The organism is Flavobacteriaceae bacterium, assembly GCA_014075215.1.
In the GTDB taxonomy this organism is placed as follows: Bacteria; Bacteroidota; Bacteroidia; order Flavobacteriales; family Flavobacteriaceae; genus Polaribacter.
Window position 1 is genome coordinate 2,716,960 of record CP046177.1, and the last position, 13,978, is coordinate 2,730,937.

At 27.8% G+C, this 13,978-nt stretch carries 18 protein-coding genes; 3 read left to right on the top strand and 15 right to left on the bottom strand.

The genetic code is table 11. The features are described from left to right. Positions 1-88: 88 nt before the first annotated feature. The 11 genes from GKR88_13340 to GKR88_13390 all read right to left on the bottom strand — a co-directional run bounded on the left by GKR88_13340 (position 89) and on the right by GKR88_13390 (position 7,790). Complete coding sequence (locus tag GKR88_13340) at positions 89-835, bottom strand: GLPGLI family protein (GenBank protein ID QMU65178.1); 747 nt, start codon at positions 833-835, stop codon at positions 89-91. Positions 836-891: 56 nt separating this feature from the next. Further along, positions 892-1,140 (bottom strand): hypothetical protein, encoded by a 249-nt coding sequence (locus GKR88_13345; protein ID QMU65179.1) that lies wholly within the window; start codon positions 1,138-1,140, stop codon positions 892-894. Positions 1,141-1,578: 438 nt separating this feature from the next. Beyond that, complete coding sequence (locus tag GKR88_13350; protein ID QMU65180.1) at positions 1,579-2,340, bottom strand: GLPGLI family protein; 762 nt, start codon at positions 2,338-2,340, stop codon at positions 1,579-1,581. Positions 2,341-2,376: 36 nt separating this feature from the next. Beyond that, positions 2,377-2,745: a hypothetical protein gene (locus GKR88_13355; GenBank protein ID QMU65181.1), complete on the bottom strand. Its 369-nt coding sequence runs from the start codon at positions 2,743-2,745 to the stop codon at positions 2,377-2,379. Between the two features lie 446 nt (positions 2,746-3,191). Then, positions 3,192-3,929, bottom strand: coding sequence for a GLPGLI family protein (locus tag GKR88_13360; GenBank protein ID QMU66721.1), 738 nt, complete (start codon positions 3,927-3,929; stop codon positions 3,192-3,194). A 5-nt stretch (positions 3,930-3,934) separates the two neighbouring features. Beyond that, positions 3,935-4,675, bottom strand: a complete 741-nt coding sequence (locus tag GKR88_13365) for a GLPGLI family protein (protein ID QMU65182.1) — start codon at positions 4,673-4,675, stop codon at positions 3,935-3,937. A 5-nt stretch (positions 4,676-4,680) separates the two neighbouring features. Continuing rightward, positions 4,681-4,887 carry a hypothetical protein gene (locus GKR88_13370; protein QMU65183.1) on the bottom strand — a complete coding sequence of 69 codons (207 nt, stop codon included), beginning with the start codon at positions 4,885-4,887 and terminating at the stop codon, positions 4,681-4,683. A gap of 54 nt (positions 4,888-4,941) precedes the next feature. Next, entirely contained in the window at positions 4,942-5,127 is a 186-nt protein-coding gene (locus GKR88_13375; protein ID QMU65184.1) for a hypothetical protein, read from the bottom strand. Between the two features lie 420 nt (positions 5,128-5,547). Beyond that, positions 5,548-6,285 carry a GLPGLI family protein gene (locus GKR88_13380; GenBank protein QMU65185.1) on the bottom strand — a complete coding sequence of 246 codons (738 nt, stop codon included), beginning with the start codon at positions 6,283-6,285 and terminating at the stop codon, positions 5,548-5,550. A 56-nt stretch (positions 6,286-6,341) separates the two neighbouring features. Continuing rightward, on the bottom strand, positions 6,342-6,590 hold the full coding sequence (locus tag GKR88_13385; GenBank protein QMU65186.1) for a hypothetical protein: 249 nt from the start codon (positions 6,588-6,590) through the stop codon (positions 6,342-6,344). A gap of 438 nt (positions 6,591-7,028) precedes the next feature. Then, entirely contained in the window at positions 7,029-7,790 is a 762-nt protein-coding gene (locus GKR88_13390; protein QMU65187.1) for a GLPGLI family protein, read from the bottom strand. Positions 7,791-7,874: 84 nt separating this feature from the next. Between GKR88_13390 and GKR88_13395 the strand changes: the two genes are divergently transcribed. Further along, a protein-coding gene (locus GKR88_13395; protein ID QMU65188.1) for an IS3 family transposase occupies positions 7,875-9,040 on the top strand; the annotation gives its coding sequence in 2 pieces (ribosomal slippage) (positions 7,875-8,124 and positions 8,124-9,040; 1,167 coding nt in all). 116 nt (positions 9,041-9,156) lie between these two features. Here GKR88_13395 and GKR88_13400 read toward each other — a convergent pair. Beyond that, positions 9,157-10,413, bottom strand: coding sequence for a hypothetical protein (locus GKR88_13400; protein ID QMU65189.1), 1,257 nt, complete (start codon positions 10,411-10,413; stop codon positions 9,157-9,159). Then, on the bottom strand, positions 10,373-11,212 hold the full coding sequence (locus tag GKR88_13405; GenBank protein ID QMU65190.1) for a hypothetical protein: 840 nt from the start codon (positions 11,210-11,212) through the stop codon (positions 10,373-10,375). Before GKR88_13405 ends, GKR88_13400 begins: the two co-directional genes overlap by 41 nt. A gap of 225 nt (positions 11,213-11,437) precedes the next feature. Here GKR88_13405 and GKR88_13410 point away from each other — a divergent pair, with 225 nt between their 5' ends. Next, a complete protein-coding gene (locus GKR88_13410; GenBank protein ID QMU65191.1) occupies positions 11,438-11,809 on the top strand; it encodes a transposase in 372 nt (123 codons plus the stop codon). Continuing rightward, positions 11,809-12,666, top strand: a complete 858-nt coding sequence (locus GKR88_13415; protein ID QMU65192.1) for an IS3 family transposase — start codon at positions 11,809-11,811, stop codon at positions 12,664-12,666. The genes GKR88_13410 and GKR88_13415 overlap by 1 nt, the downstream gene beginning before the upstream one ends. Here the strand turns inward: GKR88_13415 and GKR88_13420 are convergent. Together GKR88_13420 and GKR88_13425 are read right to left on the bottom strand one after the other, a co-directional pair. Continuing rightward, on the bottom strand, positions 12,642-13,106 hold the full coding sequence (locus GKR88_13420) for a hypothetical protein (protein QMU65193.1): 465 nt from the start codon (positions 13,104-13,106) through the stop codon (positions 12,642-12,644). The genes GKR88_13415 and GKR88_13420 overlap by 25 nt on opposite strands. A gap of 1 nt (position 13,107) precedes the next feature. Further along, the gene (locus GKR88_13425; GenBank protein QMU65194.1) at positions 13,108-13,815 is read right to left on the bottom strand and encodes a GLPGLI family protein; all 708 of its coding nucleotides are present in this window, start codon (positions 13,813-13,815) and stop codon (positions 13,108-13,110) included. Positions 13,816-13,978 lie beyond the last annotated feature (163 nt).

Here is a 13,978-nt window from a genome sequence, read left to right on the forward strand (position 1 = left end):
ATCTATTTTTTTTGGTTTGCTGTGTTAATCTCCATTTTGTTGGTAGCATTTCAATTAATATTGGTTCTCCTAAAATTTCTGACTTATATCAGTTTTTATACTTATACCACCTTTTTGTCATTTTTCTATTTATCTCATTAAACTCCTCAAGTGTAACTAATTTACCTTTGCTCGGTTTATTTATTTCAATCCTTTTTGATGGATTTAAAATAATTTTTTTAACATAATACTGTATTTTACCTTCATTTAACTCTAGTATTAGACCAGGCAAGCCTCCATAGCCTTTTGGCCCAAAATTATATGGTAAACTAGGAGCATACCAAGCAACAATCTTCTTTCTAAATGTTCCTCTTCTACTTTTTATAATTTCAAAACTCATCGCTTTATAACAAATATAGCTCTCAATTTTTTTTGTTTCATTTATCAATGTCCATTCTTCATCAACAAGATTACTAGTAATATTAAATTCTTCTCCGTAAGCATTTAGCTTTTTAATTTTTGTTTTCTTGAGTAAATCTTGATAATATTCATCATCTCCTCCTGTTAGCATTATTGCAAATTTATCTATGTCCTTTTCAATACTAATCTCTCTTTTATAATAGGATTTGTTATCTTTAAATATCAAACTATATTCGAATTTATTAGAGTTTTTTTTCAAAACTTTATTGAACATTTCAATGTTTTCTCTAACCTTTCCCTCTTTAACACTATTACTACTAAATACTTTATTTGAAACCAGGCGTTGTTTATAAGTCACTATGCCTGTCTTATTTTGAGAGTATAATGAAAAATTGCAAAGACAAACAATTAAAAAATAATATTTAAAATTTCTCATATTTATTATTTTAAAGCAAAGGGTTTGTTATAACAAACCCTTTGCTTTTTTAATTATTAAGTTAATATATTACACACTAATTCAATAGCTTTAGCTATATCATTTGCCTGATTTGGATGAATACCATTATCAACTAAAAAGAAAAATATCTGACCACCTAACTGAAAACACGCATCTGGGTCTGATTCAATTTCTACTTGTTGAACTTCAACTTGTTTTATTAAATTAGAATTACTATCGATACTTCCCATAGTCGTAATTGTCATTCCCATAACGAAAACTAGGGTTAAAATTATTTTTTTCATCGTGTAAAAATTTAAATTGTTATTTATTTAATTTGAATTTTATCTGATTGAACAAGTTCAAAATTCCTAAAACTTGTAGAAAAAGGTTTATCTTTGCAAAACTTTCTCTGTTTGGTATTGTGTATTTACATAGGCAGTGGTTTTAAGCAATATTTCTATTTTCAGTTTTTGTATTCTTAAAATTTACAAGCGGAGAAAGCACGTAGCATTTTTTTAGCTATTGAATATATCACTTTCAAACTTATCGTATCTTTTGGATAGTACCAAAAAAGCAAATGGCTTTTTTGGACTAACGGTTTTCAGTAAGGAGAAATTACTACCTGAGAACCGTTAATCTTAGAAGTACAAACTTCATTCTTATACCAAAAAAGAATAAATAAACTAAGAATTATTTTTTTCATAGGTTATATTTAGAAGACTCACTTTTCAAAAAGTTTTTTATTTATTCTTTTTTTTAAAATAGCTAGGAAACATCTCTTTTGCTTTTTTCTTAACAAATTCATCAAACTCTTTTCTTGTTAGTTTAATTCCTTTCTTAAGGGGTTTGATATTTTTCTTTTTAGATTTCGAAAAATGAATTTTTGTAGCACGGAGAGTCATTTTACCATTATCTAACTCTAATATTAACCCCGGTAATCCGAAATAGCCGGCAGGGCCAAAAAAACCGGGCAATTCAGGGCAAAACCACGCAATAACTTTAAATCTGAAAGTTCCTTTGATATTAGTTACTATATCTTCTGAAATGGCTTTATAGCATTTAAAATCACTGATGAATTTGAATTCATCAGTGATTTTCCATTTTTTAACCTCTATTTCAGTCAGAAAATCTTCACCTAAAAAATGATATTCGTTAAGGTAAATAGCATCTTTTTTATTCACATAAAATTTTCCGTCTGTTCCTCCAATTGAGCCTGCTATCTCTTTAAGGCCATAATCGGATTTACCCATTTTAAGTTCATTTATAGTGAACAAAGAATGATCATTTTCTACAAGTAATTGATAAGAAACTTGTTTGGAGTACTTAGCAAGTAATGAGTTTAATTTACTGATCTCTTTCTTATAAGATTTAACTTTACTGGTGTCAAGTTTAGAGCGAAAATCTTTAACGTAAGTAATGCTTAAAAGTTTATCTTTCTGTGCAAAAGCATTTTCGGATTTACCTATAAGCACTAATAATATAGCAGGTAAAAGAAATTTCATAATCTAAAATAGAGGTTAATGATTATTTAAAGTATACTAATTGTTCAATGCAACTCCTAATACAAGTAAATATCTACACGCTTCCGTCGCAGCAATTCCTAATGCTATTGCTCTATTCCCTGGGTGCCCTGCTTCGTGTGCAGCTATAAAGACGGCTGCTCCAATTTCAACACAAATCTGTGGTATAAAAGTAGTTACTGTAGATTCTTTAGTATTTGTTGTAGTCTCTGACAAATTAATACAATTACTATAATCTGTTGTGACAATTAACTCTTCATTAGAAGAATCAGTATCATTGATTTTTAGTTCATTCGGATTCGTTCCATAACTTAATCCAAAAGTTAACAATAAAGTTAAAGTTAATACTATTTGTTTCATTTTATAAAAATTTAAATTGTTATTCATTTAATTTGAATTTTATCTGATTGAACAAGTTCAAAATTCCTAAAACTTGTAGAAAAAGGCTTATCTTTGTAATACTTTCTCTGTTTGGTATTGTGTATTTACATAGGCAATGGTTTTAACCGATATTTCTATTTTTAGTTTTTGTATTCTTAAAATTTACAAGCGGAGAAAGCACGTAGCATTTTTTTAGCTATTAATTTACCACTTTCAAACTTATCGTATCTTTTGGATAGTACCAAAAAAACAAATGGCTTTTTTGGACTAACGGTTTTCAGTGAAGGGAAGCCACTACCTGAAAACCGTTAGTCTTAAAAGTGTAAGCTTTATTTTCATTATTTCACTTAATATAACTGGTTAATTTTATAGTTTGATTATGGCCTGCTTCACAAAACATAAAAACAAACGACAAAAACTTAGCAAACCTTATTATTTTATACCCTTTTATATTATCTTTTATGATAGTTATGGATCATTTCTTTTGCAATATCATTATACTGTTCCAGCGTTACTTTCTTCCCTTTGGTTGGCTTTTGAATTTGAATATTTTTCTTGAGTGATATATTTATTTCAGACGCTCTGTAAAGTAAAGGCCCCTCTCTTAATTCTATTATCAATCCGGGTAATCCAAAATAGTCTTTCGGGCCGTAATTGACAGGCAGTTCAGGGGTATACCAGGCAGTAATTTTCTTAACAAACGTACCCCTCTTGTTTTCACCTTCTTTTTCCGTATTGGCTTTATAACAAATATAATTGCCTATCTTTTTGGTTTCTTGAGTTAAATTCCATTTTACTTTTGGAACATCAATGAGAAATAACTCACCAAAAGCTTCTTTTTGATGCACTATTTTTTTAGCATTTTTATCTGTATAAAATACTCCTTTACCAATCATTATTTTAATTAAATTAATTTTCCTTTCATTTATTTTAAGTTTTTTATCTTCTTTAAAAACAGATGCATTCTTATTAAAACGTAGTTTAAAATTAGCTTTCCCTTGATTTTTAATAGTAGAAATTGCCATGTCCTTGGCATATTTTGAACCATCAACCTTTTTACTGACTGCTTTTAATTTATCTTCATCAACTTTCATTGTTATTTCATAATTTATTTCACCACCGGAAACTTGTTTCTGGGAGAATACATTCATACTCAGGAAAAGGAAGGTGTAAATAATTTTTTTTGTAATCATTTTTAATTTTTATAAAAACCCGGAAATGCTTTCTTTTGCATCTTTTTAAATTCTTCCTGATTCACTTTTTTTACATCTTCAGGCTCTTTTATTACCATTTTTTTTGGTGGATTAATTTGAATTTTAATAGCTGTAATTAGAATAGTATTTCTACTGATTTCTAAAATCATTCCGGGTAAACCATAATAATCCATTATTCCATATCCGTATGGAATTTTTGGGGCATACCATGCCTGTACTGTTTTTTTACCGGTTCTCTTATTTCTTAAAATTGCTTTATAACACAAATAACCACTAATAAATTTTGTTTCTTGAGTCAGCTCCCATTCAGGCAATAAACTTTCAATTAAAAAACACTCTCCGAGTAGCTCACAATTTAATGTGCTGTTTTTATAGCCAGTATCTGATTTTTTCGTATAATATTTATTTTTTCCGCCGGACATGATATGAGTAAGGTTAAAGTTTTCTTGTGAAGAAGTAACCATTCTATCTACTGCCGTATATTCGGAAATTTTATTATTAAACTTTAGAAAAGCTTTAATATCCTTTGCATTTTTATAAAGATTGTTAACTTCTCTCTTTATTATTTTTTTGTCTTTATCCGATTCTTTTTCCTCTTTGACATATTTTATAGCCTTTTTCGAAGATGCTTTATAAGTAATTACTCCTTCTATATTTTGTGAATAAAATACAATTATATTAAAAAAAGCAAAAAAGAATATGTTTATATGTTTATTACTCATTTATATTAACAAGCTCTATAACAATCTGTAAAACCTAATATCTTACTTTTATATTTATTAATACTACTCTCTTTGAAAGGAGAATTTCTTCGTATTAAATCTTTATAATCTTCATCTGTTAATTTCTTTACCCCTTTAGGTTTAGTTAGTTTACTGTTTTTTATATTTAGCTTAATTTTAGAGATTGTAAAGGTATATCTAATGTATACCAAGCTTCTGTTTTTTGGTTTTTAGAATTTATATCAATTGCTTTATAACACAAGTATTTATCTATTTTTTTTGGTTTGCTGTGTTAATCTCCATTTTGTTGGTAGCATTTCAATTAATATTGGTTCTCCTAAAATTTCTGACTTATAAAAGAATTCTTTAGTTTCAGAATTTGTGTAAAATTTTCTATTACTACCTGCAAAAATTTTAGTAAAATTCATTCTTTTATTTGATTCGTTTTGCATCTTTTCTTTTACGCTATATAAAGATTCTTTTTCATTAAATAATAATACGGCTTCTATATCTTTTGAAAGTTTAATTAGTTTTTTAACATCTTCTTTACGTTTTTTTGATATTTTGGTATTTTTCTCTAACCTAGAGAGATCAGGTTTATTTATACTAACTTTGAACTCGTTTAAACTTTTTCAATTTGCTAAAAAATGGGTGTTTTTCACTCTGTTTTGTCTTTTTTTCCTTCCGTATTGCTGCTATGCAACTCAAAAAAGCCTTCAACAGAACTAAAAACTTCTAATTTTCGCTTAAATTCAAAAAGTTTAAACGAGTTCATTGCTAAGATTCAGATTTTTATAGCATTCGAATTATATATTATTTCTTTAGTATTAAACAGATGTCATACAATTTAGTTTTTCTTTTCAGTTTTTATACTACTTATACCACCTTTTTGTCATTTTTCTATTTATCTCATTAAACTCCTCAAGTGTAACTAATTTACCTTTGCTCGGTTTATTTATTTCAATCCTTTTTGATGGATTTAAAATAATTTTTTTAACATAATACTGTATTTTACCTTCATTTAACTCTAGTATTAGACCAGGCAAGCCTCCATAGCCTTTTGGCCCAAAATTATATGGTAAACTAGGAGCATACCAAGCAACAATCTTCTTTCTAAATGTTCCTCTTCTACTTTTTATAATTTCAAAACTCATCGCTTTATAACAAATATAGCTCTCAATTTTTTTTGTTTCATTTATCAATGTCCATTCTTCATCAACAAGATTACTAGTAATATTAAATTCTTCTCCGTAAGCATTTAGCTTTTTAATTTTTGTTTTCTTGAGTAAATCTTGATAATATTCATCATCTCCTCCTGTTAGCATTATTGCAAATTTATCTATGTCCTTTTCAATACTAATCTCTCTTTTATAATAGGATTTGTTATCTTTAAATATCAAACTATATTCGAATTTATTAGAGTTTTTTTTCAAAACTTTATTGAACATTTCAATGTTTTCTCTAACCTTTCCCTCTTTAACACTATTACTACTAAATACTTTATTTGAAACCAGGCGTTGTTTATAAGTCACTATGCCTGTCTTATTTTGAGAGTATAATGAAAAATTGCAAAGACAAACAATTAAAAAATAATATTTAAAATTTCTCATATTTATTATTTTAAAGCAAAGGGTTTGTTATAACAAACCCTTTGCTTTTTTAATTATTAAGTTAATATATTACACACTAATTCAATAGCTTTAGCTATATCATTTGCCTGATTTGGATGAATACCATTATCAACTAAAAAGAAAAATATCTGACCACCTAACTGAAAACACGCATCTGGGTCTGATTCAATTTCTACTTGTTGAACTTCAACTTGTTTTATTAAATTAGAATTACTATCGATACTTCCCATAGTCGTAATTGTCATTCCCATAACGAAAACTAGGGTTAAAATTATTTTTTTCATCGTGTAAAAATTTAAATTGTTATTTATTTAATTTGAATTTTATCTGATTGAACAAGTTCAAAATTCCTAAAACTTGTAGAAAAAGGTTTATCTTTGCAAAACTTTCTCTGTTTGGTATTGTGTATTTACATAGGCAGTGGTTTTAAGCAATATTTCTATTTTCAGTTTTTGTATTCTTAAAATTTACAAGCGGAGAAAGCACGTAGCATTTTTTTAGCTATTGAATATATCACTTTCAAACTTATCGTATCTTTTGGATAGTACCAAAAAAGCAAATGGCTTTTTTGGACTAACGGTTTTCAGTAAGGAGAAATTACTACCTGAGAACCGTTAATCTTAGAAGTACAAACTTCATTCTTATACCAAAAAAGAATAAATAAACTAAGAATTATTTTTTTCATAGGTTATATTTAGAAGACTCACTTTTCAAAAAGTTTTTTATTTATTCTTTTTTTTAAAATAGCTAGGAAACATCTCTTTTGCTTTTTTCTTAACAAATTCATCAAACTCTTTTCTTGTTAGTTTAATTCCTTTCTTAAGGGGTTTGATATTTTTCTTTTTAGATTTCGAAAAATGAATTTTTGTAGCACGGAGAGTCATTTTACCATTATCTAACTCTAATATTAACCCCGGTAATCCGAAATAGCCGGCAGGGCCAAAAAAACCGGGCAATTCAGGGCAAAACCACGCAATAACTTTAAATCTGAAAGTTCCTTTGATATTAGTTACTATATCTTCTGAAATGGCTTTATAGCATTTAAAATCACTGATGAATTTGAATTCATCAGTGATTTTCCATTTTTTAACCTCTATTTCAGTCAGAAAATCTTCACCTAAAAAATGATATTCGTTAAGGTAAATAGCATCTTTTTTATTCACATAAAATTTTCCGTCTGTTCCTCCAATTGAGCCTGCTATCTCTTTAAGGCCATAATCGGATTTACCCATTTTAAGTTCATTTATAGTGAACAAAGAATGATCATTTTCTACAAGTAATTGATAAGAAACTTGTTTGGAGTACTTAGCAAGTAATGAGTTTAATTTACTGATCTCTTTCTTATAAGATTTAACTTTACTGGTGTCAAGTTTAGAGCGAAAATCTTTAACGTAAGTAATGCTTAAAAGTTTATCTTTCTGTGCAAAAGCATTTTCGGATTTACCTATAAGCACTAATAATATAGCAGGTAAAAGAAATTTCATAATCTAAAATAGAGGTTAATGTGGACTTGCTACATTTAGAGTGACAAAGAGTTAAGCTAATTTTATCTAAAATAACTTAACCATATGAAACGAAGAAAATACAGTAAAGAGTTTAAAATTAAAGCAGTAGAATTAAGCAATGTACGAGGTAACACAAAGCAGATTGCCATGGAATTGGGAATCAGTGCAGATCTTATTTACAGATGGCGTAGAGAATTAGAACAGCGTCCTGATTTAGCTTTTAGCGGTAATGGCGTCAAACAACTCACAGAAGATCAGAAAGAGTTAGAGCGATTACGTAAACAGCTCAAGGATGTTACCATGGAGCGGGATATCTTAAAAAAGGCCGTGAGCATCTTCTCCAAGAGCGATCGGAAGTATTGAAATTTATCAAAGATTACAGTAGAGAATATCCGGTTGGGAAGATGTGTAAAATTTTTAAAATTAGTAGAAACAGTTATTACAGGAGTAAGAATTATGTTCCATCAGATAGAGATGGAAAAAATCGTATGCTACTCTCTGAGATTCACCGTATCTGTGAGCGAAGTAAATCTACTTATGGAAGTCCTAGAATTACAGAGGAACTCAAAGCTAAAGGGTTTAAAGTATCTAGGTCTAGGGTAGCACGATTGATGAAAAAACACGGGATTAAAGCAGTTCGTAAAAAGAAATTTGTTGTCACGACAGATTCTAAGCATCAATATCCAGTAGCTGATAATGTATTGGATAGAGATTTTAAAGCTACCGCTGCTGCACAGAAATGGGTTTCTGATATTACCTATTTAAAGACTGCACAAGGATGGCTGTACTTAACGGTAATTATTGACCTGTTTGATCGTAAAGTCATTGGTTGGTCTTTGAGCAATGGACTCAAAGCAAGACAAACTATCATTGCTGCATGGAGAATGGCTGTAAACAACAGAATGCCTTGTGAAGGTATGATTTTTCATTCTGATCGAGGTGTACAATACGCATCTCATGCGTTTGTTAATATCCTTAAAAGTTATCATGTAACACCCAGTATGAGTAGAAAAGGAAACTGTTGGGATAATGCAGTAGCTGAATCTTTTTTTAAAACAATCAAAACAGAACTAATGATAGACAATAAGTTTATATCCAACAAAAGTCTTCAAATTAAAGTCTTTGAATACATAGAAACTTGGTACAACAGATACAGAAGACATTCTGCTCTTGGTTACAAAAATATCATCGAATTTGAAAAATTATATCAAATCAAAAATGTAGCTTAACTTTTTGTACCATTTTTTGTTGCATATCCAAAACTACCAATACTATTAACTTTGAACCCTTATTATGCTTATACGTTGTTGGTAGCCGTTTTCATTCAAACGCAATTTCTATTATTTTAAAAATTCCATGTTAAATTTACTAAAAAATACATTGGTAATAGATTACTTCTAAATATTGCTGTCGATATGTCAGAAGTTTGAAATTGTTCAAAGTTCTTTTCATTAGTCAGGTTTCTAATAATAAAACTTGTTTCCCATTTTTTGTTTTTAGGTTTATGCCTTAAAGTTGCATCTAAAAAGAAAAACTGTTCATCTGATTTTTCAGTATTAGGTAAGTAATAATCAGACGAAACTATAAAAGACCATTTTTTATTAGTTTTTAAAATGACTTTGAAAGTGTTTTGCCAAGATTTATTTGTAAATGCTGCTTGATTTTCGTTTTTTGAATTGGAATATTGGTAAGTAAATGTATTTTTAAAATTAATAAAAATATCAAACGCTGTTTTCCAAAAAAATGAATTGCTTAAAAATTGATTTTTATTTTGTCTTAAATCAGAATTATTTACCACATTTCTAAAGTTTGAAATAGAATAATTGCTTGTTAACTTTAAAGTAGATTCAATAAAAGGAATATATTTTGAAACTTGTATATTCATATTCCAATTGCTATTCTCTTGTGGTAGAAAGAAGTATTCTATTTGCGTGGTATTTTCTGTGATGTTTTGATTGGTAAAAAAGTTTCCTGTTGACTTTAGGTAACTTACATTTACATTAAGTTGAAACTGATTATATAAATCATTATTAAAATATAACAAACTATATCTTTGACTGTTCTGTAATTCTAAACTTGGTATATTATTTATGGTAGTTCTGTTATTAATTAAGACTTTATTTAAGAAAAAATATTGTTCTTCGTTGGTGTTTTGATTATAACCTAAACTGACAGATAAAAAGGAAATCGAATTCAATTTATATTTTAAGTTTAAAGCAGGTTCAAAAATAAAATCGTTTTTAGCTTCTTCTACATTTTCTATATTTTGTTTCAATTTTTGATTTAAAACACGAATAGAGTATGAAGGCGAAATTTGCCAATTTCCTCTATTAAAATTATACACACCCCTTTTGAAAATATTAGTTTGAGTATAAGAAAAATTGTTTTCAGAAATCGTTTGCACTGAATTAAATAATTTAGAAGCAAAAGGTGAGGAATTCAAATTTGCACCTACAGAAAAAATATATTTATCTCTTTTTCCTGAACCGAGATAAGTTGCTTTTCCTTCAAGGAATGTTTTTTGAAAATAGCTTTCTTGTGTGTCATTTAAAGCATTGCTATCAAATAGCGATGGTGTTACTAAAATTCTGTGGTAAATCATTAAACGAATGAAACAAAGAAACTTGTAAAGCTTTTTTATCAGATAGCTTTTTTGTCCAAAGTAAATCTTGCTTTAGATAAAAATCTTCTGTATTTAAAAATGTTGAAAACGTATCTGTTTGATTTTGAACAACTGTAGATGGTGTTTCAATGTTCTCTTGCCTTAATCTTAATTTGTATTCTAAAAGAGAGGTTTTAGATGTATTGTATTTTACTTTAACATCACCACGATATTGTTGAGGTTTTTTAGTTATAAAAGTATTGTCTGATGTTATAAAATTTTGATTATTTATTTCAAATTGATTTTCAAATAATTGATTAGTACTGATTCTATCTTTTAGATAGTAAAGATTAGTTTTGATACTCAAATTTGGTTTAAGTTTAAAAATAGCATTGTAATTCCCAAAGAACTGATTGTTAATATTAACTCTTTTATCATCTAACAAATTAGAGAATTGTGTTTCAGGAATTATTTTTTTTGTAGTGTAATTTGATTCTAAAAGTTGTTCAGTATTTAGGTTAAAACTGAAATAATCAAATGGAGAATGATTAATTCCAATATTATTTCTTGATATAGTTGAAAATGATTTTACTATTCTATTTATCAATAAAATGTTAGAATTTATATTTAATACGCCTTTATTTTCATTTTGCATACCTAAACCAACGTCAAAACTACCTGATAAATCAGTTTTTCCTTTTTTTAATTTTAAATTTAGAGAAACCTTACCACCTTGCTCTATACCTTTTAAAAGATGATTTTCTGAATAATTGTCTATTGCTTCTATTTGTTCTACCATATCTACATTGATATTTTTTGTACCTAATGTATAATTAAAACCAAAAAGATTATCTCCGTCTAACGTAACTGTTTCAATAGATTTTCCTTTATATTTTATTTCACCTGATTGTTCATTAACTTGAATGCCTGGTAGTTTTTTAATGACTTCTTCTATCTTACGTTCACTATCATCTGTATACTCTTTGACCCGTCCTGAAATATGTATACAAAAAACAACAAGTATATGTATAAAAATGATGGATATGTAAGACGTTATAGTGAGAGTTTTAAACTCAAAGTATTAGCAGAACTTACCAAAGGAAACCATTCCAAAAGACAAATTGCCTTAACTTACGGCATACAATCTAGTACGATAAACGTATGGATTAAAAAATATGACCGTAAAGATTTAATGAACACCCGTGTAACCGTGCAAACAGACGACGAATTATCCCGTATTAAAGCCCTTCAAAAAGAGCTAAAACAACTCAAAGATCTTCTTATTAAAAAGGATCTAGATAAACTTGTGAATGATAGTTATCTTGAAGTAGCTGCTGAAAATCTTGGCTATAAAAATGTTGAAGAATTAAAAAAAAACTTAAACATAAAGCCTTAATGAAAATAGCACCGATTAATAGAAAAAAAAGAAGGTACGCCATCGCTACTATTTGTAATGCTTTCGAGTTAAAAAGAGATGCTTATTACAAATATCAAAAAAGGTTTGTTCTTAAAAAACAAATAGAACAAAATGTAATAATGCTTGTTAAAAAAAGCAGGAAAACATTACCCAGAGAAGGTACTAGAAAGCTAATGAAATCCTTACATAATGATTTTAGGAAACAGAATATAAATATAGGTAGAGACCAGTTATTTAGAATCTTAAAAGAAAATAATTTGTTAATTAGAAGGAAAAAATATTCTTCTAAAACAACCAACTCTTACCATCGTTTTTATAAATATAAAAATATCATAAAAGACCTGATCATTAATAGACCTAACCAAGTTTGGGCTTCGGATATTACCTATATAAGAACTATAAATGGATTTTGTTATTTAGCACTTATTACTGATATGTATTCAAGAAAAATAGTAGGCTATGATATTAGTGATAGTTTAGAACTTAAAGGCTGTGTTAGAGCTTTAAATAAAGCTATTTATCAAACTAAAAATACCGAAGAAATCATACATCATTCTGATAGAGGAATACAATATTGTAGCAATGTTTATACTCAAATTTTGAAAAGAAAAAAGATACAAATCAGTATGACCCAAGAAAATCATTGCTACGAAAACGCAATGGCCGAAAGAGTTAACGGAATTTTAAAAGATGAATTCTTCCTCGACCAAACATTTACAAATATCAATCACGCCAAAAAAGCAACAAAAAATGCAATCAAATTATATAATAATAAAAGATTACATTTATCTTTAGATTATAAAACACCTAATTACGTGCACAAAAATGTAGCATAAATTTTAATAATTAACTGTAGCCCTATTTTAGGACGAGACACTTTTACACTATATCTTATAGTGTCCTTTTTTATTGTAAAGGGTCTTTTTTTAGATGTAATAAAAACTTCGTCTAAAAAGATCGTTCTTTCTATTAATTCAAATTTTAAATTGATAGTTTTCACATCTAATTTTTTTAATAAAAGAACTTCTTCCTCATAACCTAAAGTTTGAATAGTGATATAAAGACTATCATATTTTCTCTTTAAAATATGCTCAAAGTACCCATTTTTAGCAATGGTGAATTCTTCAAAAGTATTTGATTGTTTTTTTTTGTTAAAAAATACATTTGCTTGAGAGATATTATTTCCATAGCTGTCCTTTATTGTACCTTTAACTACTAGTTGACCTATCGTAGTTTCTGAAAAAAAAATAAAAAAAACGAATAATATTTTTTTCACTTTAAAACTTTAGTTTTTTAATGCCTAAATCCTCTATTCTGTCAGTAATTTCTATGCTTCCTGACTCACCTTCTCCTGATAGTGATTTCATTCGTTTTAATGCATTTAACAAAGTATTCCTGTATTGCTCTTTAAATTTTTCCCAGCTTATATTTTTTGTTTTTTTAAAAGGATTGCTAATTTTTAAATCCTTATTTTGTATGGAAAGTTTAAGTGCTTCAAATGATACATAACCATCCTCGCTTTTAACTGATAATATAACACCAGGTAAACCATCGAATTTCCACGGACCAGTGCTAATACCTTCAATCTCTGTTGTGAAGAAAGCGGTATATTCTCTACCGCGAAAGTCAGTTTTAGCAGAAATACAATTTTTTCCTAAAATCACTTTTTTTATATCACTATCAATTGTCCATTCTATTTTATTTATTTTCTCACCTATACATATCATTTTATTCATAATCAAATCATTAAGAAAAAGTGTATCTTTAAAATAATCCTTGTATAACATTTCATTAAATGAATAGTCGTAAGTGTTATCATCCATTTTAACAAGTCTTACAGCTCCGATTTTTTTCACATTTTCGATGAATTTTTTGTATTCATATTTAGTAGAATCATTTGAAATTCCATAAAAAATAGATTTATTTTTATTAAAAATCATTCTAAAAACCTCTGTTTTAGACAATAATGCTTCTTTAGTGTTTATTTTCTTTTCATATTCAACTGTTAATGTTTGAGCGTAAAAAAAAAACGTTTGTGAATAGAATAATTAAGGTTATATATGTTTTCATGAGACGTAGATTTATGTTAAATTTATAAACAGCACAATTAGGTTAAGAAATTTTTAAACTAATTGTACTGTCATAAAA

Excerpts from the sequence above, each read along its gene's own strand:
- GKR88_13385 (QMU65186.1), bottom strand. The coding sequence starts at position 6,590 with ATGAAAAAAATAATTTTAACCCTAGTTTTCGTTATGGGAATGACAATT.
- GKR88_13355 (QMU65181.1), bottom strand. The coding sequence starts at position 2,745 with ATGAATAACAATTTAAATTTTTATAAAATGAAACAAATAGTATTAACT.
- GKR88_13390 (QMU65187.1), bottom strand. The coding sequence starts at position 7,790 with ATGAAATTTCTTTTACCTGCTATATTATTAGTGCTTATAGGTAAATCC.
- GKR88_13340 (QMU65178.1), bottom strand. The coding sequence starts at position 835 with ATGAGAAATTTTAAATATTATTTTTTAATTGTTTGTCTTTGCAATTTT.
- GKR88_13375 (QMU65184.1), bottom strand. The coding sequence starts at position 5,127 with ATGCAAAACGAATCAAATAAAAGAATGAATTTTACTAAAATTTTTGCA.
- GKR88_13400 (QMU65189.1), bottom strand. The coding sequence starts at position 10,413 with ATGATTTACCACAGAATTTTAGTAACACCATCGCTATTTGATAGCAAT.
- GKR88_13380 (QMU65185.1), bottom strand. The coding sequence starts at position 6,285 with ATGAGAAATTTTAAATATTATTTTTTAATTGTTTGTCTTTGCAATTTT.
- GKR88_13415 (QMU65192.1), top strand. The coding sequence starts at position 11,809 with ATGAAAATAGCACCGATTAATAGAAAAAAAAGAAGGTACGCCATCGCT.
- GKR88_13405 (QMU65190.1), bottom strand. The coding sequence starts at position 11,212 with ATGGTAGAACAAATAGAAGCAATAGACAATTATTCAGAAAATCATCTT.
- GKR88_13345 (QMU65179.1), bottom strand. The coding sequence starts at position 1,140 with ATGAAAAAAATAATTTTAACCCTAGTTTTCGTTATGGGAATGACAATT.
- GKR88_13365 (QMU65182.1), bottom strand. The coding sequence starts at position 4,675 with ATGAGTAATAAACATATAAACATATTCTTTTTTGCTTTTTTTAATATA.
- GKR88_13410 (QMU65191.1), top strand. The coding sequence starts at position 11,438 with ATGTATAAAAATGATGGATATGTAAGACGTTATAGTGAGAGTTTTAAA.
- GKR88_13350 (QMU65180.1), bottom strand. The coding sequence starts at position 2,340 with ATGAAATTTCTTTTACCTGCTATATTATTAGTGCTTATAGGTAAATCC.